The sequence below is a fragment of the Methylocucumis oryzae genome, from assembly GCF_000963695.1.
In the GTDB taxonomy this organism is placed as follows: domain Bacteria; phylum Pseudomonadota; class Gammaproteobacteria; order Methylococcales; family Methylomonadaceae; genus Methylovulum; species Methylovulum oryzae.
The window spans coordinates 1-18,178 of the sequence record NZ_LAJX01000011.1 but is presented as its reverse complement, the minus strand read 5'-3'; the positions used below and the strand labels follow the sequence as shown (position 1 = coordinate 18,178).

20 protein-coding genes and 2 pseudogenes are annotated in these 18,178 nt (G+C 42.3%); 3 read left to right on the top strand and 19 right to left on the bottom strand.

Features of this window, described 5'->3' with window-relative positions; genetic code table 11:
- The 3 genes from VZ94_RS01475 to VZ94_RS30055 form a co-directional block, all read right to left on the bottom strand.
- A partial coding sequence (locus tag VZ94_RS01475; protein WP_045777876.1) for a lysophospholipid acyltransferase family protein occupies positions 1-392 on the bottom strand: 392 nt, incomplete at its 3' end.
- Entirely contained in the window at positions 364-837 is a 474-nt protein-coding gene (locus tag VZ94_RS01470) for a GNAT family N-acetyltransferase (protein WP_275575100.1), read from the bottom strand. The genes VZ94_RS01475 and VZ94_RS01470, both read right to left, overlap by 29 nt.
- Before the next feature lie 19 nt (positions 838-856).
- Entirely contained in the window at positions 857-1,156 is a 300-nt protein-coding gene (locus tag VZ94_RS30055) for a GNAT family N-acetyltransferase (RefSeq protein WP_275575099.1), read from the bottom strand.
- A 298-nt stretch (positions 1,157-1,454) separates the two neighbouring features.
- Here VZ94_RS30055 and VZ94_RS01465 point away from each other — a divergent pair, with 298 nt between their 5' ends.
- Positions 1,455-1,655: a TIGR02647 family protein gene (locus tag VZ94_RS01465; protein ID WP_338040185.1), complete on the top strand. Its 201-nt coding sequence runs from the start codon at positions 1,455-1,457 to the stop codon at positions 1,653-1,655.
- A 46-nt stretch (positions 1,656-1,701) separates the two neighbouring features.
- Here the strand turns inward: VZ94_RS01465 and rpoH are convergent, their stop codons facing one another.
- The 8 genes from rpoH to VZ94_RS01430 all read right to left on the bottom strand — a co-directional run bounded on the left by rpoH (position 1,702) and on the right by VZ94_RS01430 (position 7,803).
- Entirely contained in the window at positions 1,702-2,559 is an 858-nt protein-coding gene (gene rpoH, locus VZ94_RS01460; protein ID WP_045777874.1) for an RNA polymerase sigma factor RpoH, read from the bottom strand.
- Positions 2,560-2,624: 65 nt separating this feature from the next.
- A complete protein-coding gene (gene ftsX, locus VZ94_RS01455) occupies positions 2,625-3,659 on the bottom strand; it encodes a permease-like cell division protein FtsX (protein ID WP_082081284.1) in 1,035 nt (344 codons plus the stop codon).
- Between the two features lie 3 nt (positions 3,660-3,662).
- Positions 3,663-4,319: a cell division ATP-binding protein FtsE gene (ftsE, locus tag VZ94_RS01450; protein ID WP_045777873.1), complete on the bottom strand. Its 657-nt coding sequence runs from the start codon at positions 4,317-4,319 to the stop codon at positions 3,663-3,665.
- A gap of 32 nt (positions 4,320-4,351) precedes the next feature.
- Positions 4,352-5,137, bottom strand: coding sequence for a signal recognition particle-docking protein FtsY (gene ftsY / locus VZ94_RS31435; protein ID WP_338040184.1), 786 nt, complete (start codon positions 5,135-5,137; stop codon positions 4,352-4,354).
- Between the two features lie 31 nt (positions 5,138-5,168).
- Positions 5,169-6,200 (bottom strand): COX15/CtaA family protein, encoded by a 1,032-nt coding sequence (locus VZ94_RS31430; RefSeq protein ID WP_338040183.1) that lies wholly within the window; start codon positions 6,198-6,200, stop codon positions 5,169-5,171.
- Positions 6,157-6,348 carry a hypothetical protein gene (locus VZ94_RS31425; RefSeq protein ID WP_045777872.1) on the bottom strand — a complete coding sequence of 64 codons (192 nt, stop codon included), beginning with the start codon at positions 6,346-6,348 and terminating at the stop codon, positions 6,157-6,159. Before VZ94_RS31425 ends, VZ94_RS31430 begins: the two co-directional genes overlap by 44 nt.
- 11 nt (positions 6,349-6,359) lie before the next feature.
- Positions 6,360-7,097 (bottom strand): redox-active disulfide-containing membrane protein, encoded by a 738-nt coding sequence (locus VZ94_RS01435; protein ID WP_045777871.1) that lies wholly within the window; start codon positions 7,095-7,097, stop codon positions 6,360-6,362.
- Positions 7,072-7,803, bottom strand: a complete 732-nt coding sequence (locus VZ94_RS01430) for an SURF1 family protein (protein WP_045777870.1) — start codon at positions 7,801-7,803, stop codon at positions 7,072-7,074. Before VZ94_RS01430 ends, VZ94_RS01435 begins: the two co-directional genes overlap by 26 nt.
- A 248-nt stretch (positions 7,804-8,051) precedes the next feature.
- Between VZ94_RS01430 and VZ94_RS01425 the strand changes: the two genes are divergently transcribed.
- Positions 8,052-8,309, top strand: a complete 258-nt coding sequence (locus VZ94_RS01425) for a DUF2909 domain-containing protein (RefSeq protein ID WP_045777869.1) — start codon at positions 8,052-8,054, stop codon at positions 8,307-8,309.
- 55 nt (positions 8,310-8,364) lie between these two features.
- Here VZ94_RS01425 and VZ94_RS01420 read toward each other — a convergent pair whose 3' ends face one another.
- The 4 genes and pseudogenes from VZ94_RS01420 to coxB form a co-directional block, all read right to left on the bottom strand.
- Entirely contained in the window at positions 8,365-9,249 is an 885-nt protein-coding gene (locus VZ94_RS01420) for a cytochrome c oxidase subunit 3 (RefSeq protein WP_045777868.1), read from the bottom strand.
- A gap of 12 nt (positions 9,250-9,261) precedes the next feature.
- Positions 9,262-9,797: pseudogene (locus VZ94_RS01415) on the bottom strand (cytochrome c oxidase assembly protein).
- Positions 9,798-9,968: 171 nt separating this feature from the next.
- Positions 9,969-11,597: a cytochrome c oxidase subunit I gene (gene ctaD, locus VZ94_RS01410; RefSeq protein ID WP_045777867.1), complete on the bottom strand. Its 1,629-nt coding sequence runs from the start codon at positions 11,595-11,597 to the stop codon at positions 9,969-9,971.
- 49 nt (positions 11,598-11,646) lie between these two features.
- Positions 11,647-13,164, bottom strand: coding sequence for a cytochrome c oxidase subunit II (coxB, locus tag VZ94_RS01405; RefSeq protein ID WP_045777866.1), 1,518 nt, complete (start codon positions 13,162-13,164; stop codon positions 11,647-11,649).
- A 497-nt stretch (positions 13,165-13,661) separates the two neighbouring features.
- Between coxB and hxlAB the strand changes: the two genes are divergently transcribed.
- Positions 13,662-14,837, top strand: a complete 1,176-nt coding sequence (gene hxlAB / locus VZ94_RS01400; protein ID WP_045777865.1) for a bifunctional 3-hexulose-6-phosphate synthase/6-phospho-3-hexuloisomerase — start codon at positions 13,662-13,664, stop codon at positions 14,835-14,837.
- Between the two features lie 66 nt (positions 14,838-14,903).
- On the opposite strand, the pseudogene mnmA reads toward hxlAB, so the two are convergent.
- The 4 genes and pseudogenes from mnmA to VZ94_RS01380 form a co-directional block, all read right to left on the bottom strand.
- A pseudogene (gene mnmA / locus VZ94_RS31420) lies at positions 14,904-15,997 on the bottom strand (tRNA 2-thiouridine(34) synthase MnmA).
- Between the two features lie 179 nt (positions 15,998-16,176).
- Complete coding sequence (locus tag VZ94_RS31415; protein ID WP_338040182.1) at positions 16,177-16,452, bottom strand: NUDIX domain-containing protein; 276 nt, start codon at positions 16,450-16,452, stop codon at positions 16,177-16,179.
- A gap of 121 nt (positions 16,453-16,573) precedes the next feature.
- Positions 16,574-17,077: a hypothetical protein gene (locus tag VZ94_RS01385; RefSeq protein WP_045777864.1), complete on the bottom strand. Its 504-nt coding sequence runs from the start codon at positions 17,075-17,077 to the stop codon at positions 16,574-16,576.
- An 82-nt stretch (positions 17,078-17,159) separates the two neighbouring features.
- Positions 17,160-17,978 carry an SAM-dependent methyltransferase gene (locus VZ94_RS01380; protein ID WP_045777863.1) on the bottom strand — a complete coding sequence of 273 codons (819 nt, stop codon included), beginning with the start codon at positions 17,976-17,978 and terminating at the stop codon, positions 17,160-17,162.
- Between the last annotated feature and the right edge of the window lie 200 nt (positions 17,979-18,178).

Below are 18,178 nucleotides of genomic sequence, written 5' to 3'. Positions count from 1 at the left end.
ATAATATGGCTTTTATCGCCTCGACGGATAAAAATTGTTCCTGCCTTCTGAGCAATTAACCCAATAACAGGCCAATTTAAAATATCATTTTTAGCGACAAAATAACCCGGTAACAACTGACCAATAACGACAATATCTAGCCATGAAACATGATTGCTTACCATTAAAACAGCTTGTTTAGGCAAGGCACCGTCAATGTTAACGCGTAAATTCAACGCGCGACTAAAACTTTTAAACCAAAGCCGCTTATAGCGTCCTTGATAAATCCTCGCTTTACTAGCGCTAAAAACAGCCCCCATCACCGGATACATAATGACTGTTAAGACAAAACTGGTCCCTATACATCCTATGACCAAACATAATTTAAGCAACAACCGCAGTTTCAATTTCATTCGCACACTGATAATTCTTCATATAATGTTTGCTATAGCGTTGTTCTACTTGCGCCAACGGCAATAGTACAAACAAATCCATACAATTAAAATCCTTATCCCAACAAGGCTCGCCGCATATTAACGCACCAAAACGCAAATACGCTTTTAATAACGGTGGTATGCCTGATTCGTCTCTATCGCAGCGTAGCGCCATAGGCACAGGTATATTGGGGGTTACTTGCAAACTAGCCGGCGCGATGTTTTTTGCATCAATGTTTCTATACACAGCATCAATAGCAAAACCGCTTGGCCCAGGTGTAATACTGGCACATCCTAACAAATAATTAAACCCGTTTGTTAACGCATATTCAACTAACGCCGACCATAAAACGGTTAATACCGTACCACCGCGATAGTCAGGTGCTACGCAGGTACGACCTATCTCCAGAAAACGACCTGGCAACGCAAGCACCTTATCTAAATTAAATTCTCCCTGCGAATAAAAAACGCCCTAACACCTCGGCTTGTGGCTGAGTTAATAAGCGCGTATAACCCACTATCCTGCCATGTACATTATCATAGACGATTAAATGCTCACAATAGTCATCCACCTCGTCATAATCTAACCCGGCTGACTCGGATTTTAATTTTGCGCCCATTTCTTCGGCAAACACGCGATAACGTAATTTTTGCGCTTCGATAATTAAGTCCCTTGAATCGGTAATAAAACATTCCAGGCGCTTAGCTGTTTTAACAGGTAGTTCTGCAGTAGGATTTTTCATAGTTTTCCATGTTTTTCAAGATGTATAGCTAGACAGAATAGTTATGCAACGTGTCAGTTTAATGACGAATCTATTAAGGTTAAATGACAAAAGTCAAGTAAAACAATCTCATAGAGTTAATCCGTCAAAAACTTTGCTAGGCAAGCGAGCCGTGTCGCTTATTAATAACTATTCAGATATTCGGAAGTCATTACAGCATGATGATAATTCGTTTATGCTATCCTCTTACTTAAACACAAAAACCAAGAGGTAAGCATGCTTTATAACCAAGATATCCTAGAAGAATTAAATATTTTTAATGCGTTATAACTTAGACACAACACTAACAGGCATCAAAATCCATCATTCTAGTGCAGATCCTTCACTTATCGCAGCCGCACAGCGCTTATATAATAAAGGCTTAATCACACAAGCTGACGGAGGCTATTTAACACCGATGGGGCATGAAGCAGCTGAACAGGCGCAGATGTTATTAGGATTACTAACACCGTTACCATAACCAATAAAAAAGGCTTAACGAGAACCGTCAAGCCTTTTATTTTTACTTACGCAGCAAATTCAACCGCTGCGCGTAGTTTTTTCATAGCATTTTGTTCCAGCTGCCTGATTCTTTCCGCCGATACATTGTGACGTTCTGCCAACTCATGCAATGTTGCTTTTTTATCGGCTAACCAACGACTAGCAAGAATATCTTGACTGCGCTCATCTAACTGAGCGATAGCCTCAGTTAACAACGTCTGTTCACGACCATCCCATTCGGCATCTTCTAACAATACCGCCGGGTCAGTACCATGTTGCTGCAAGTAAGTAGACGGCGCAAATGTACTATCATCGTCATTTTCATCGGTGGGCAAATCAAACGACACGTCTTTGCTGCTTAGACGTTTTTCCATTTCATAAACCGTATCGACTTCGACGTCTAAATCCTTCGCGATTGCACTCGCTTCATCGCGTGTCAACCAATTAATATCACCCTTAGATTTGCGTAAATTAAAAAATAATTTACGCTGAGCTTTAGTTGTCGCAATCTTAACAATAGCCCAGTTTTTTATAACATACTCATGAATTTCAGCTTTAATCCAATGCACCGCAAAGCTGACTAAGCGTACCCCCATGTCGGGGTCAAAGCGCTTAACCGCTTTCATTAATCCAACATTGCCCTCTTGGATAATGTCCGGCATGGATAAACCATAACCACTATAGCCTCTTGCCACATGTACAACAAAGCGCAAATTAGTCATAACTAATTCGCGTGCGGCATCTAAGTCGCCGTAGTTTCTATAACGTAGGGTTAAATCTCGTTCTTGCTCGGCGGTTAGCTTGGGCATTTGCTTAACTAAATTTAAGTAAGCATCAAATGTTCCAATTGATAAATTAACAGGTAAAGCTAATGCGTTGCTCATTGTCATCCCCTTAATAAATAACATGAGGGGATTTTAGCACTCTATAGAAAAGAGTGCTAATAATTTTATTCGAGTTTAGCTTCTTGTAACAAAAACTGTAATGAGACCCAAGAGCCGACAACGCCTAATGCCGATGCCGTTAAAATTAACAATAAGGTTTCAGAAAAATCGAAAAATAACAAATGAAAAAAGTCATTGTAAAGACTGGATAATTTTTCTACTGACTGTCTTAAGATTAACATCATTACCGTCACAATAAACCAAGCGACAATACCGGAGATAAAACCTATCCAAAAACCAGTATATAAAAAAGGCCGTTGAATGAAACTGCGCGTCGCGCCGACTAAGCGAGCAATAATGACTTCTTCGCGGCGATTATGTAGTTCTAGCCGTATCGTATTACCTGCAATAAACAAAACCGCACATGCTAACAAGGTATTCATTAAGGCTGCCGCATGTTGCGAGACCGCTAAAATAGAATGCAAGCGCTCCACCCATTGCAAATCCAATTGTGCAATATCGACATAAGGCTCGGTACGAAAGGTTTGCAATAACCGTTCTAGCTTTTGCTTATCTTCTAATCCCCCTCTAGGTAGCACTTGCAATACCACAGGCAATGGGTTTGTTTTCAACACGCTAATGGCATTACCAAAACCCGAATGGGTTTTAAATTCCGCCATGGCTTGTTCTCTGGAGATTAGTTTGACCTCACGCACGTCTGGGTTACGTCCGATGGCTTCAGCATAATGCTTAGCTTCTGTCTCAGAAACCCCGTCTTCCAAAAACAACGAAATTTGCGCGGTGGTTTCTAAATTGCCCGCTAGCTGATTAAAATTTTTCATAATTAAATAAAAACCACTCGCTAACGCAATCGCAATAGCCAAAACAGCAATCGTCATAATTGAATTAAACGGTGACGCGACTAATCTCCCTAAACTAGAAAACAACGCATGGGCATGCAAGTCGCGATAAGCCTTAAGCTTATCGACGATTAGTCCTCCTGGCTTCAACGTGCGTTTAAAATCGGCGCGCGCCACGCCAGTGTAACGTGAAGAATTACGACCTTCTCGAGTTTGCGAGCGCTTAGGAATACGTTTCATTGCTCAACCTAATATCAACTGCCCATGATCGAGTTTTAAAACTCTATGATTCATTTTAGAAATTAATGAAATATCGTGCGAGGCAATTAACACAGTAACACCCACTTGTTGAAAACTTTCAAATAAACGCATTATTTCTGACGCTAATTCAGGGTCTAAATTACCGGTAGGCTCATCAGCAATAATCAATGGCGGCTTATTCACCACAGCTCTAGCAATACCTACGCGCTGCTGCTCTCCGCCTGACAAAGCCATAGGGTATTTTTTTTCCTTACCTGATAAACCGACTTTCTCTAACGCAGCCCTAACCCTACGAGAAATCTCTTGATGACCATAACCAGCAATAACCAACGGCAGGGCAACGTTATCAAAAACAGTACGATCTTTTAATAACTTATAGTCTTGATAAATAAAACCCATTTTCCTGCGTAAATAAGGTATCTGGCTTTCTTTAGCGGCACTCAAATTTTCACCATCTAGCCAGATAGCGCCACGATTACAACGCTCTATCACAGCGATTAATTTCAATAACGTGCTTTTACCTGCACCTGAATGACCGGTCAGAAACGCTAATTCACCATGATGTAAATGAAAGCTGACATTGCGCAACACATCGCCGGTTTCAGCATAACGTTTAGTAACATTTTCAAATTTAAGCATGACGTTAACCTAGAAACTATAAGCCATGATGTTTAGTCGCGTTCAAACAGGGCGTCCACAAAGGCCTCTGCATTAAAATCTTGTAAATCATCAATGCCTTCACCGATACCAATAAAACGAATCGGAATTCCAGTCTGTCCAGCCAACGCAAAAATGACGCCACCTTTCGCCGTACCATCGAGTTTAGTTAACGCTAAACCGGTTAAACCAATCGCCTCATTAAAAATTCTCGCTTGGCTTAATGCGTTTTGTCCTGTCCCAGCATCAAGCACTAACAACACCTCATGTGGCGCGGTTTCATCCAGCTTATTCATGATGCGCTTAACTTTTTTCAACTCATCCATTAAATTAGATTTAGTATGTAATCGTCCTGCGGTATCGGCAATTAACACATCAATACCTTTGGCTTGAGCAGACTGCAAACCATCAAAAATAACCGAGGCTGAATCAGCGCCCGTTTGCTGGGCAATCACCAGCACATTATTACGCTCACCCCAGGTTTGCAATTGCTCAACCGCAGCCGCTCTAAACGTATCGCCTGCGGCTAACATTACTGAATGACCTTGGTTTTGTAGGCGTTTAGCTAATTTGCCTATCGTCGTTGTTTTACCGACACCGTTCACACCGACGACTAAAATCACAAAAGGCTTATCGCTGTTAGGAATCACTAAAGGCTGGCTACAAGGTATTAAGATAGAAAGTAACTCTTGCTTTAGCGTATGTTTTAACAGTTCGGCGTCCGTTAATTGGTCTTTGGTTAACAGCTGCTTTAAACGTTGGATAATATCTGTCGCAACTTGTATGCCTAAATCGGCCATTATGAGATTAGCTTCTAACTCATCTAATAGCTCATTTTCGTCTTTTTTTAGTCGTTAAATTCGCCAAGACATTACCTAAACCACTACGGGTTTTTTGTAATTGCGATTTTAAACGCTTAAACAATGAGTCAGACGACAGCGCTGGCTCAGGTTCTGGCGCTAATAACGTTTCCTCAAGCGGTTCTTCAACGTCAGCCGAATCTAATAACTGCTCTGCTATACCTAGCCATGATGCCGGTAACTCTTGGTTGCGCAGGTAAAATACCGTATTTAATAAAGGCAATAGGGTTAAGCTTGCCAACACATTATGCGCAACCGCCAAGATGAATAAGCCGGAATAAAACACGTGCGCAACGCCACTGGCTAAACTTAAGCTTAGAAATAACAGCAACCATAGCCCTGCTTGCCGCAAGGGCTTAATCGCACTACGCAAGCCAAGTATTGCCTGTACTAACACCATAACGCTACAAAAAATGGCTAGCAGCCTATGTAGCCAAGCCATAGCGGTTTGTTGCGCTAATGTTAACGGCTTATAAATACCTTCACTTAGCCAATAATACGGGTTTAATACCGAAGCATAATCCGCCTCTGGCCATAGCTGGTTATTGCATAGCGGAAAACCATTACACGAACTCTCCGCACCCGTTACGCTAACCCAAACCCCTGTTTTGATTTGCACATACCAAACAAACAATGTAAATAAAGGTAACGCGATGCTGGATTTATCCTCTCTAGCGATAGTCGGTTGGCTTTGTAAATTCAAATAAAACAACAACCAAAACGCTATCATCGCGAACAATTCAAAAGCGGCATTAAGCACGGGCAATTGCAATTCGTTAATCAGCAAATGACCTAAATAAATATCAGCACCTAAACAACCTAGCGCTAAAATGCCTATGATGACTGAGCCAGACGTTAGCGCTTTTTGCCACCAACCGACTAACAAAGCGCTAAACACCAGCAACGCGAGTAGCGCTTGTAAAAATCTAAACCCCATCACTTCAACGACATGAAGAAAACTAGGTGCTGAGCCTGGAAATTTTTTCAGCCAGTAGCTGTTCAAACTGCGCCATATCAAGCGGTAATAGTTGGCCAAAACAGGTCGGCCAATCAGGACATATAGACACCGTTCCAGATATACGCAGCATAACCGCCACCATAGCGACTACGGCGGCAACAATAACGCTGGTGAGCGTGAGCTTTTTATACATTGTTATTATTTTTATCCAATTTGAGAAATTCTAAGTAAATGCATTAAATCGTTTTTAACTTTATAAGGGTCAAACCCAGCCGGGTAAGTCATCATAATATTGCCTACTGGGTCAATTAACAACAACAGGCCATCTTGCTGCTGAGCATTTAGTAATGTGCTCATGCTATTCATTAACTTACTACTGGGTTTAACTCGAATTAAATCGGTAGTCGGTGCGTTCAATTCATTAGGACTCACTTGTAGCCGGGTTAATAACGCCTCATCGACCGATTGGTCTGGGTTTAATAATTGCTGCAACAACGCCTGATCACCGCCATGCTCAGCTTGCCTAAGCCGCCATAGCACAGAATCTTTTAGCCACAACTGTTGTGCGCTCTGCTCCGGCAATGACTCTGTTATCAGTACAACTCTGCGTGTGCGTGACAAGTCTTTGTTTAGCATCAATCTAATCTGGCGGGTTTTTAATATCGCGTCTAAACATTGCGCTGAACAACTCGTCTTATTTATCACATTGACCAATAGCCAATGTCGTTTCAGTTCAGCTAAGTTTTGCTCGGAAAATGCATCAAACCCTAGATAATCGTCATATTCGCTAGGAATAGCAGGCGTTACTAATTGACCATAATTGGTTTGTGCGCTAAACCAAGCAGGATGCAGGTATAAAAACCAAGCACCCAACACAGGGATGATAGACAAAGCAAATATCGCGATGATAAATAGCCTATTCTTTTTTTGTTGATCGACCATAATGAGATTTGAAAGAGTACCAAGCAAATAAAACCGTTAATGTGAGCGCTAGCCCCAACCATTGTAACGAATAAGCAATATGTTGTTCTGGGCTTAACAACGTTGTCATACGCCATTGCCTAACATAACCGTTAGGCTGTAATGACGTTAATTCAATCTGAACAGGCAGTAAAGAATAGCCAAGCTTAGCGGATAATAGCTCGCTATGCACGACTTGCACCAAAGCTGGCCAATGCTCAGAGGGCTTAGCCGCATCGCTTAATTCAATACCAATACTAGGAAAATAATTAACCCTACCCTCAATACTGTCATATTGCTTAGCCTGAAACTTGACATCAGGTAATAGGGCTCTTGAGGCGGTCAAGGGTATCCAACCGCGATTCACTAAAACCGCTTTATCTAAGCCTTTAATGATAAACGGGGTTAACACAAAATACCCCGCTTTACCGTTAACAATCTGATTATCAAGCAAAAACTGATGCTCAGTATCATAGTGGCCTGATAATCGGACGGCACGGTAACGGATTGAATCTAAACCATGATTGATAAGCTCAGTAATATTAACAGGAGCTTGTTGTGCCGCGCTTGCTTCGGTTGCAAGCAATACCGTTTTTTCATCCGCACGCCGCCATTGCCAATGGCTTAAACTTAATAAAATAAAGCTTAAAATAAGATAAGCCAGCCAAATTAAAAATCTGTTACCCATAATCCTTGAACGCTGATAAAGTCATTGGTTAGTCTATACGATTCATTCAAAATAACCGGATTTATCAACCTCACTTGCTGGTTTGATAAGGAGGTAGGGTAAAAGTTGACAATCATGCCTTAGCATCGTTATCCTTCAAAATAACCTCGTCGTTGACGTCGAGGCAAACCATCGACCCCATCTGTCGATGGCCTTGTCATTCGACAGATGGGGTCGAATGTGGATTGAAACATATTAAGGCTCTAAACATGATTATCAAGCTTATCGCCATTGCGGTTTTTATTACCATAGTCGCCAGTCTTGCCTATGCTCTATACAAGTTATCCAAAAACAACGATGCGCAACAATCGGCAAAAATTTTAAAAGCATTAACTATTCGTATCAGTTTATCGGTGCTGTTGTTCATATTCATAGTGCTAGCGATGAAGACCGGCTTATTGCAACCGCATGGTATAGGTATGCAAATATACACAAAAAAACACGCGTTGACCGAACCGAATCAATAAACAAAAAAAAAAGCGTTGTCGATGACAACGCTTTTTTATAGGGTTGTATTTGTGTTTACATGATATAAACAAAAATAAACAAGCCTAACCAAACTACGTCAACAAAGTGCCAATACCATGCGGCTGCCTCAAACGCAAAATGGTTCTCAGGTGAAAAATGGCCTTTCAAACTGCGGAATAACACCACGCTTAATATAATCGCACCGACGCAAACGTGGAAACCATGAAAGCCTGTTAACATAAAAAATGTTGAACCGTAAATACCAGAACCTAAGGTTAAACCCATTTCGGTATAGGCTTCGTGATATTCTGTCGCTTGGCATAATACGAATAAAAAGCCTAATGTTACCGTAGCAATCAAACCTTTGATTAATTGCTCACGTTTACCTGCCAGCAAACCGTGATGCGCCCAAGTACAAGTCACGCCACTGCTTAATAATAATAACGTGTTTAACAACGGCAAGCCCCATGCTGACATCGGTTCAAACGTGCCATCTGCCGTGGGTTTACCATCAATTAATTTGCCTGGACCATTTGTAGGCCATACGGCTTCAAAACTAGGCCATAAAAATTCTTTAGTAGCCGCGCCAATACCTTCACCGCCTAACCAAGGCACAGATAAATTTCTGGTATACCAAAGCGAACCAAAAAACACGGCAAAAAACATGACCTCAGAAAAAATAAACCACATCATGCCCATACGGAAAGAAATACCGACCTGATGGCTGTACATGCCAGATTCACTTTCGGTAGCTTGTAAAGTAAACCAACCTGTCAACATCACGATGAAAATAGCCAAACCTATAATCATCATAGTAGACCCAATCGTTGAGCCGTTTAAATAATTCGCGAAACCGGCTAATAATGTCGTTAGCCCTATAGTCGCTAGTACCGGCCATGTAGCCTTATGGGGTATATAGTAAGTTGCGTTAGCAGACATATCTCCGTCCTTTTACTGTGTTTTAGTTTTATCGAAAAATGTATAAGCAAGCGTAATCGTTTTATACTGCTCAGGTAAATCAGGTTTCACTACAAATCGCACCGGCATCAGCTTACCTTCTCTAGGTTTAAATGTCTGCTCAGTAAAACAAAAACACTCGGTCTTGTTAAAATATTCAGCCGCCAACCCTGGAGAAATACTAGGAATAGCTTGTGCAACCATTGGTTTATCCGTTTTATTTTCAGCATAAAAATTAACCGTGTAATACGCGCCTGGATGAATTTTAAGCTTTTGCGTTTCAGCCCTAAACACCATAGGGCAGATTCGTTTAATGACGTTATAAACTCAACGGTTATTTCTCGAGTTTCATCAACCGGATAAACTTGCTCTTTTACTGCTGTAGCACTTACTTTGCCGTTTAGCCCGGTTACTTCGCATAATACGTTATAGATAGGCACTAACGCATAGCCGAAACCAAACATACCGACAACAATGAACAATAAGTTTCTAACTATTTTTGCATTTTTCTGCTTAATGTCTTCGTTCATTGCGCTAATGCTTTTATTACCGCAAACACATAAATCCCAATCGCAATCGCGGCAAGTAATACTGCAGTTAAGATATTTTTTGTCTTTATATTCATAGTAAGCCTAAATGCGCTCATTTGAGCGCATTTTATATCTTTTAAATGCGCTCAAAACGAGCGCATCTCTCACATTTTAGAAGTGCTCAGTAGGAATCACTTCCGGTGGCGTCGTAAATGTGTGATAAGGCGCTGGAGATGGCAATGTCCACTCTAAGCTGTGTTTATGTGCATCTTCCCACACTTCATCTGTCACTTTTTCGCCAGTACCACCGCGAATAGTATCAATGACAATATACAAGAACAGTAACTGGCTAGCGCCAAACAAGAAACCGCCAATACTAGAAATCATATTCCAATCAGCAAACTGTACGGCATAATCTGGAATTCTGCGTGGCATACCCGCAAGGCCCAAGAAATGCTGAGGGAAGAATAAGATATTGACCGATACGGCTGATAACCAAAAGTGTAATTGACCGATTTTTTCGTTATACATATGACCGGTCCATTTTGGCAACCAGAAATAACCTGCAGCCATTAAAATAAAGACCGATGCTGGTACTAACGTATAGTGAAAGTGCGCAACAATAAAATACGTGTCGTGATATTGAAAGTCTGATGGTGCAATAGACATCATCAAACCGGTAAATCCACCTAAAGTAAATAACACGACGAACGAAATGGCGAACAACATCGGTGTTTCAAATGTCATAGCGCCTTTCCACATCGTTGCCGTCCAGTTAAAGACCTTAACGCCAGTAGGAATCGCAATTAACATCGTCGCATACATAAAGTACAACTCACCCGCCATAGGCATACCCACTGTAAACATGTGGTGCGCCCAAACGATGAACGAAAGAAAAGCGATTGATGCCGTCGCATAAACCATTGAGCTATAACCGAACAACGGCTTGCGCGCAAATACAGGAATAATAGTCGATGCCACGCCGAACGTTGGCAGAATCATGATATACACTTCTGGATGACCGAAGAACCAGAAAATATGCTGATACAACACAGGGTCACCGCCACCAGCAGCATCGAAAAAGCTCGTGCCAAAGAAGCGGTCTGTTAACAACATAGTCACCGCACCGGCAAACACAGGCATAACAGCGATTAATAAAAACGCTGTGATTAACCAGGTCCATACGAACAATGGCATTTTCATTAAGGTCATACCGGGTGCGCGCATATTGAAAATAGTCGCGATAATGTTAATCGCGCCCATAATCGATGAAATACCCAGTAAATGCACTGAGAAAATTGCAAAAGGTAACGCTTTACCTGTTTGTAATACTAATGGCGGATACAACGTCCAACCACTCGCAGGCGCACCACCTTCCATGAATAAAGTACTGGCTAATAACAACACACCGGCCACTAATACCCAGAAGCTCATGTTATTCATACGTGGCAAAGCCATATCGGGCGCACCTATCATCATAGGCACCATCCAGTTAGCTAAACCCACAAAACCCGGCATAACTGCGCCGAATACCATAACTAACGCATGCATCGTCGTCATCGAGTTAAAGAACTGCGGATTAACGAATTGCATACCCGGCTCAAATAATTCAGCCCGGATAACCATCGCCATAATACCGCCGACAAAAAACATGGCTAATGCAAACACTAAGTACAACGTACCAATGTCTTTATGGTTGGTAGTAATAATCCATCTTAAAAGACCCTTCTCAGGGCCGTGCGCATGATCATCATGACTGTGGTCATGGTGATCGTCATGCTCAGCTACAACAGCAGACATAGTTTTATACCTCAATAATTAAAAAGACTGAACGAATGGAACGATGTGACTACTCGTCATCATCTTCGGCAGGTAATGCAGCTTGTAATTTCTGAATAGTGGCCGGTTGTACCATATCATTTTTTGCATTACCTAAGCTGTTACGAGTAAAGGTAATTACAGCGGCAAACTCATCGGCTTTTAAGCTGTGACCGAAACCAGGCATCATCGCTTTACCATTCAATACTAAATCAATCTGAGCATTTATGTCGCCATTCACTACCTTACTGTCTTTAAGTGCAGGGAACATAGGCGGATTGCCTTGACCTTCGGCTTGATGGCAAGAAACACAATTGCTACCGTAAACAGTTTTACCTAATGCCACCAAATCGTCTTTGCTCATATCGGCAATCGGTGCAGCTTCTGCTTTAGGTTTATCGGCGGCCGGTTTAGCGGGCGCTGAAGACTTGGGCAACAATTCTTGAATCGCTTTAGGTTGAATCGCATCACCGACTTTATTGCCTAAAGCATTACGTGTGTAGGTAATAACCTGTGCTAACTCGTCGGCTTTTAACATCTTACCAAACGCAGGCATTGCACCTTTACCGTTTAACACAAGATTAGCTTGAGCATTAATGTCGCCATTAACTACGGCGCTTCCGCTAATCGCAGGGAATGCGCCCGGTACGCCTTTACCATCTGGTAAATGACAAGTAGAACAGTTCTTAGCGTAGATTTGCTCACCTTTAGCAATTAAATCTGCTGGGCTTTGATCACTTAAATCCGCACCTTTTTTAGCATCTGCTAATTCTTTTTTCACCCAAGCATCGTACTCAGGTTGCTCCATAGCAATCACAACAATTGGCATGAAGCCATGATCTTTACCACATAATTCAGTACATTGACCACGATAAGTGCCTGGATTCTCAACATAAGTCCACGCTTCGTTGATAAAACCTGGAATAGCATCTTTCTTCCAACCTAAATCCGGTACCCACCAAGAATGTAACACGTCAGCAGCCGTGAATAAGAAACGAATTTTCTTTTTGGTTGGAATAACTAAAGGCTTGTCAACGTTTAGCAGATAGTTAGGTACACTACGAGGATCGATACCCGAACCTAGCTGACGAGCTTTATTGCTGGCTTCGTCTAAATTACTGAAAAAGTGAACGCCAGTATCGACGTATTCATACTCCCATTTCCATTGCCAACCAGTTACTTTAATTGACATATCGGAATTCTGTACATCGTCTAACTCCAACAAGGTCTTAGTTGCTGGAATCGCCATGCCCACTAATATGAGCGTTGGGATAATAGTCCAAATGATTTCTACCGTTGTATTCTCATGGAACTGCGCGGCAACATGGCCTTTGGATTTACGATGATGATAAATTGAATAAAACATCGTACCGAATACGCCAATACCGATAAAAACGCAAATCCATAGTATCAGCATGTGTAGGTCATATACGTCATTACTGACTTTAGTGACCCCTTTGATTAGATTTAGCGAATAGTCCGCTTGCGCTGTCTTAATAGCACCCACTATTAAGCCCAGGGCAACGAATAGTTGCTTAACTTTGTTCACGGAGCAGCCCCTTGTGTAGTTGTTATAAACTCTTAAAGTGAAACTTACTCCATAACCTTTAAGCTAAGGGCTTTCACCTACGAAGTAATTTTCACAAATAATGTGAGATTTTAACCTAGGAATAAATATGACACCAGCGCTACACAACATGATTTTATCCTGCTTGATTGTTAATAAGCAGTAACACACTCATGACAAGCCGGAATTCGCCGGAGTATTAACAAATCGTTAACAATGAATCAACTGTGTTTTATTAAAGTTTTTTGATTTAAAACAAAATCACCTAGGCGATATAAGCAAATTAAGTGTGCCCTCCGCTCTCTGTTGTCTGCGAATGCTGATGAAGTAACTCATCTTTTTGACGACTCGTTTATCTTGGTTAAAGCATTAATATTCCGAATTGCCGCCAAACTACGGTTAAATTGACATCAAGCGCTAGCTGTTTTAGAGTTTCGGGCTGTCCCACGTCTTAAATAAAAACAATATGGAGCATAAACATGGCAAGACCACTCATTCAATTAGCACTGGATTCTCTGGACTTTAACCAAACCTTGAGTCTAGCTGAACAAACAGCGCCTTTCGTTGATATTTTTGAAATTGGCACACCTTGCATAAAACATAACGGTGTGGAATTAGTAAAAGCACTACGCGCCAAATTCCCTAATAAACTTATCCTAGTTGATTTAAAAACAATGGATGCCGGCGAATACGAAGCAACGCCGTTTTACGCAGCGGGCGCTGATATTTGTACTGTACTAGGCGTTTCAGGTTTAGCAACGATAAAAGGCGTGATAAAAGCAGCTAAAGCCCATAATGCTGAAGCACAAATCGATTTAATCAATGTACCGGATAAATTAGCCTGTGCCAAAGCAGCAGCGGAATTAGGCGCAAATATTATTGGCGTACATACCGGCTTAGATGCGCAAGCCGCAGGACAAACCCCGTATGAAGATTTAAAAGCCATTTCAGACTTGGGCTTAAATGTGCGCATTTCAGTCGCAGGTGGCATTAAAGCATCAACAGTTAAGCAAGTCGTTGCTACCGGTGCAGACATTATCGTCGTTGGTGCAGCAATCTACGGCGCTTCATCACCGGCAGAAGCAGCGCGTACTATTCGTGACGCTGCCGACGGTAAAGTCACGCATCAACAAATGGTTGTTAATAAGATTCGTTCAGTATTAAGCGAAACACGCGATGATTATCCATCAAGATTATTACGCATGTTAGATAGAGCTAACCGAGTTTTCGTATCGGGCGCCGGTCGTTCCGGTTTAATTTGTCGTTTTCTCGGTATGCGCTTAATGCATAGCGGCTATGATGTCAGCATGGTGGGTGAAATTGTTACGCCAAGCATTAAACGTGGTGATTTACTCATCATCATTTCAGGTTCAGGTGAAACCGAGCAATTAATCGCCTTCACTAAAAAAGCCAGAGAAGTTGGCGCGCAAATTTTATTAATCACCGCAAAACCCAACTCTACAATTGGCAGCATGGCTGACGAAACCATGCAAATGGGCACACCTGAGCAATTTGCTAAAGTTCAAGGTATGCCAATGGGAACGGTATTTGAATTATCGACGTTATTCTTCTTAGAATCGTTTATTTCTCATGTCATACACGAGAAAGGTATTGCTGAAGAGGAAATGCGTTCACGCCACGCGAACTTGGAATAAAAAGCACCTCAGTACGGAGTACAAACCCAAGTTTGTACTCCGTTTTCCAATGCGTACCCTGCTCTTCTAAGAATTGTATTTAGTCTCAATCACTCCACCACCTAAGCATTGTTCGTGGTCATAAAACACCACCGATTGCCCTGGCGTTATTGCACGTTGCGGTTGCTCGAAGACAACACGGCAACGATTATCCGGTAAAGGCGTAATTAAACAAGTTTGGTCAGGTTGCCGATAACGGGTTTTGGCCGCGCAACGTTTTAGCTTGGGTTAATTCTTTACCGTCGCACCAATCTAACTTTACCGCTTCTAAGGTATTATGCAGCATCAGTGGATGGTTGTGACCTTGTCCAACGATGAGCACATTATTAGTTAAGTCTTTATCTAACACATACCACGGCTCATCGGGTGCATTTTTTACCCCGCCTATGCCTAAACCTTGGCGCTGCCCTAAGGTGTAATACATTAAACCGTGATGTTGACCAATATAAACACCGTCTGGCGTGCGCATCTCGCCGGGTTGACTGGGCAAATAACGCGCTAAAAACTCTTTGAATTTACGCTCGCCGATAAAACAAATCCCGGTGCTGTCTTTTTTTTTGATGATTAACAAACCCGGCTTGTTTTGCCCGTGCGCGTATTTCGGTTTTATGCAAATGGCCAATGGGAAATAAGGTACGCGCTAACGCGTGCTGACCTAGCGTATAGAGAAAATAACTTTGTTCTTTGCCAGGATCTACGCCTTTTAACAACACAAACTGCTCACCTTGTTGTGCGACACGTGCATAATGACCGGTTGCGATAAAATCCGCGCCTAAGTCGTCAATGGCATAATTTAAAAACGCTTTAAATTTAACATGTTTATTACAGAGAATGTCTGGATTGGGGGTGCGTCCAGCTTGGAACTCCGCTAAAAAAACTTCAAAGACTTCGTCCCAATATTCGGCGGAAAAATTGACGGTTTTTAATGGAATACCTAAGCGTTGGCAGACTTGTTCGGCATCGGCTAAATCTTGCATCGCCGTGCAATATTCAGTGCCATCGTCTTCTTCCCAGTTTTTCATGAATAAACCGGTCACTTGATAGCCTTGCTCCAACAATAGTAACGCAGTCACCGACGAATCGACCCCGCCCGACATACCGACGATGATGTGCTTAGACATAGGCATAATCGAGAAACGATTGCACTAACGCTAGCGGATAGCGTTTACCGGCTAAATAATCATCAACGCCTTGCAGTACTAATGGACTGCGTAGCCGCGAGGTCATCGCGGCAATTTCGTCACGGCTTAGCCAATGCGTGGCGATGATGCCGGTATCTAATGGCTGTTCAGGATTATGATCATAACAAGAACCCGTAAAGCAAATGCGTAAAAAAAGTCGTGCTGTCTGGATTTTTGCGCCAAAGCTGTACACCGAGTAATGCTTCAGGGGTAAAGTGCCAAGCGGTTTCTTCGTTGACTTCACGCTTGACAGCGGTTAACAAATCCTCGCCCATGTCTAAATGACCGGCGGGTTGGTTAAATAAAATACCGCTAGGGGTTTCTTCTTCGACCAATAAAAAACGTTGCTCGCGTTCAATAACCGCCGCAACAGTGACATGGGGTTTCCAAACCATGATAGTGACTAACTCAAGTTAAAAACGCGCATTGTATCGAGTAGCGCCATAAAACTCTAATAAACAACAGAGAGAGGGTACACACCGTTGCATACCCTACCCCAAAACGGCGCTGCTCGTACTATTCTGGGAAATATTGCATCACCATACGCGGCGATAACGCGGAACTACCGTCACCGGCAAACTCATGCCACGCGACAAAGCGTAAGCGGACGATTTGGTTTTGTTTACAACGCACGACGCGCTCAATAAAAACCGGTAACACGGCGTTATTCGTACCATTTTGCGAGCTTTGCACAATGCTATAAAAATGGTTAGGGTCCGCAGCAAATGGCTCAGAGTTATCGGTGGTTAAACTAATACCACCTTGCACATCCGGAAAACCGGTAACCGGTGCTAATGACAAGCCAGCATTAGCTTGGGCTAATACATAACCTTCAGCCGGACATTTAATACTTAATGGCGGTAATAACGCAGTCGTATCAGGAAAATCGGTTTTAGTTATCGTCACAGCGCCAGTCGGTTGGGAGTATTTAAATAAATCATTAGCCTGAGTCATTGACGACGCCAAACCGGTAACGAGTAGTGCTGAAGTTAATAGCAATAGCTTTTTTGTCAGTAACATCGAAAGTCTCCTAAGGGTGAATGGAAAAAAATCATCATGTACGATTAACAATCGCGACTCATGATACGTTGTATAGCCTCTCTTACAATTTTCTTGCGGTGATTAAGACATAACCCAAATTCTCGCTCATGTATTCAAACAAATAAACCCAGTTATCGACGGCTTTGTCATCAGCACAGGCCGCCACCGCGTCTTTATGTTGCTCTAACGCTTGCTTAAATTTTCCGACTAACGGCTTCATGACGTTTTCGGTAATATCCCAGCATTCAACTAAGGCGAAACCGGCTTCAGCAAATAACGTTGGATAGTCGGTTTGTGTAACAAACTCGGAATGAATATGCTGTTTAACAAACTGTTTAAAATCGTCAGTTGCCGTTGGTAATAGCGGTAAATCTGTTAACAATAACGTGGCGCCAGGTTTTAATACCCTAGCCGCTTCTTTCAAGGCCGCTTTATGTCCCATGTGAAAAATCGATTCAAAAAACCAGCCGCCGTCATAGCTTAAATCCGGCTTAGGTATAGACAACGCACTGGCATGAATGAAGTTAACTCGTTCCTGTAAGCCAGCGGCGGCCGCGCGTTCGGTTGCATTGTGTTGTTGATAGCCGCTAATAGTGACGCCATCAACATAACAGTGTTTTACTTGGGCTAGTTTGATAGCCGGTAGCCCTACCCCACACCCTAAGTCACAAAAATGCTCATCTTGACCGATGGTTGTTTTATTAATCATGAGTTGCGCCAGTTTTTCCGAACCACCGGCAAAATCATCGTCGGCATTGTCAGCATCCCAAAAGCCCCAATGTAAATGGCCGCCAAATAAAATAGGCCCTAACTGCCCTTCGGCAGAATCATAAAGTTCTGCGACGGGTACTGAATGGGTTGCTGAATCGCTCGCTTGCATAGTCACTCCTAATCAATAAAAAAGTTCGTGTATAAACTGCTGGTTTTATCGGTGGACTCTAGGCAATGTTATACTTCAAACGGTCAAGTTTTTCGGTTTTTAGATAGGTAGGGTGCGCTGTGCGCACCTTTATAACATCATAAAAATCAATGAAAAAGGTGCGCATAGCGCACCCTACAACAACACAAGATACCGAAAAC

What these genes read in the sequence shown, in the direction of transcription:
- VZ94_RS30055 (WP_275575099.1), bottom strand. Translation starts at nt 1,156, where the DNA reads ATGAAAAATCCTACTGCAGAACTACCTGTTAAAACAGCTAAGCGCCTG.
- VZ94_RS01465 (WP_338040185.1), top strand. Translation starts at nt 1,455, where the DNA reads ATGCGTTATAACTTAGACACAACACTAACAGGCATCAAAATCCATCAT.
- rpoH (WP_045777874.1), bottom strand. Translation starts at nt 2,559, where the DNA reads ATGAGCAACGCATTAGCTTTACCTGTTAATTTATCAATTGGAACATTT.
- ftsX (WP_082081284.1), bottom strand. Translation starts at nt 3,659, where the DNA reads ATGAAACGTATTCCTAAGCGCTCGCAAACTCGAGAAGGTCGTAATTCT.
- ftsE (WP_045777873.1), bottom strand. Translation starts at nt 4,319, where the DNA reads ATGCTTAAATTTGAAAATGTTACTAAACGTTATGCTGAAACCGGCGAT.
- ftsY (WP_338040184.1), bottom strand. Translation starts at nt 5,137, where the DNA reads ATGGCCGATTTAGGCATACAAGTTGCGACAGATATTATCCAACGTTTA.
- VZ94_RS31425 (WP_045777872.1), bottom strand. Translation starts at nt 6,348, where the DNA reads ATGTATAAAAAGCTCACGCTCACCAGCGTTATTGTTGCCGCCGTAGTC.
- VZ94_RS01435 (WP_045777871.1), bottom strand. Translation starts at nt 7,097, where the DNA reads ATGGTCGATCAACAAAAAAAGAATAGGCTATTTATCATCGCGATATTT.
- VZ94_RS01430 (WP_045777870.1), bottom strand. Translation starts at nt 7,803, where the DNA reads ATGGGTAACAGATTTTTAATTTGGCTGGCTTATCTTATTTTAAGCTTT.
- VZ94_RS01425 (WP_045777869.1), top strand. Translation starts at nt 8,052, where the DNA reads ATGATTATCAAGCTTATCGCCATTGCGGTTTTTATTACCATAGTCGCC.
- VZ94_RS01420 (WP_045777868.1), bottom strand. Translation starts at nt 9,249, where the DNA reads ATGTCTGCTAACGCAACTTACTATATACCCCATAAGGCTACATGGCCG.
- ctaD (WP_045777867.1), bottom strand. Translation starts at nt 11,597, where the DNA reads ATGTCTGCTGTTGTAGCTGAGCATGACGATCACCATGACCACAGTCAT.
- hxlAB (WP_045777865.1), top strand. Translation starts at nt 13,662, where the DNA reads ATGGCAAGACCACTCATTCAATTAGCACTGGATTCTCTGGACTTTAAC.
- VZ94_RS31415 (WP_338040182.1), bottom strand. Translation starts at nt 16,452, where the DNA reads ATGGTTTGGAAACCCCATGTCACTGTTGCGGCGGTTATTGAACGCGAG.
- VZ94_RS01385 (WP_045777864.1), bottom strand. Translation starts at nt 17,077, where the DNA reads ATGTTACTGACAAAAAAGCTATTGCTATTAACTTCAGCACTACTCGTT.
- VZ94_RS01380 (WP_045777863.1), bottom strand. Translation starts at nt 17,978, where the DNA reads ATGCAAGCGAGCGATTCAGCAACCCATTCAGTACCCGTCGCAGAACTT.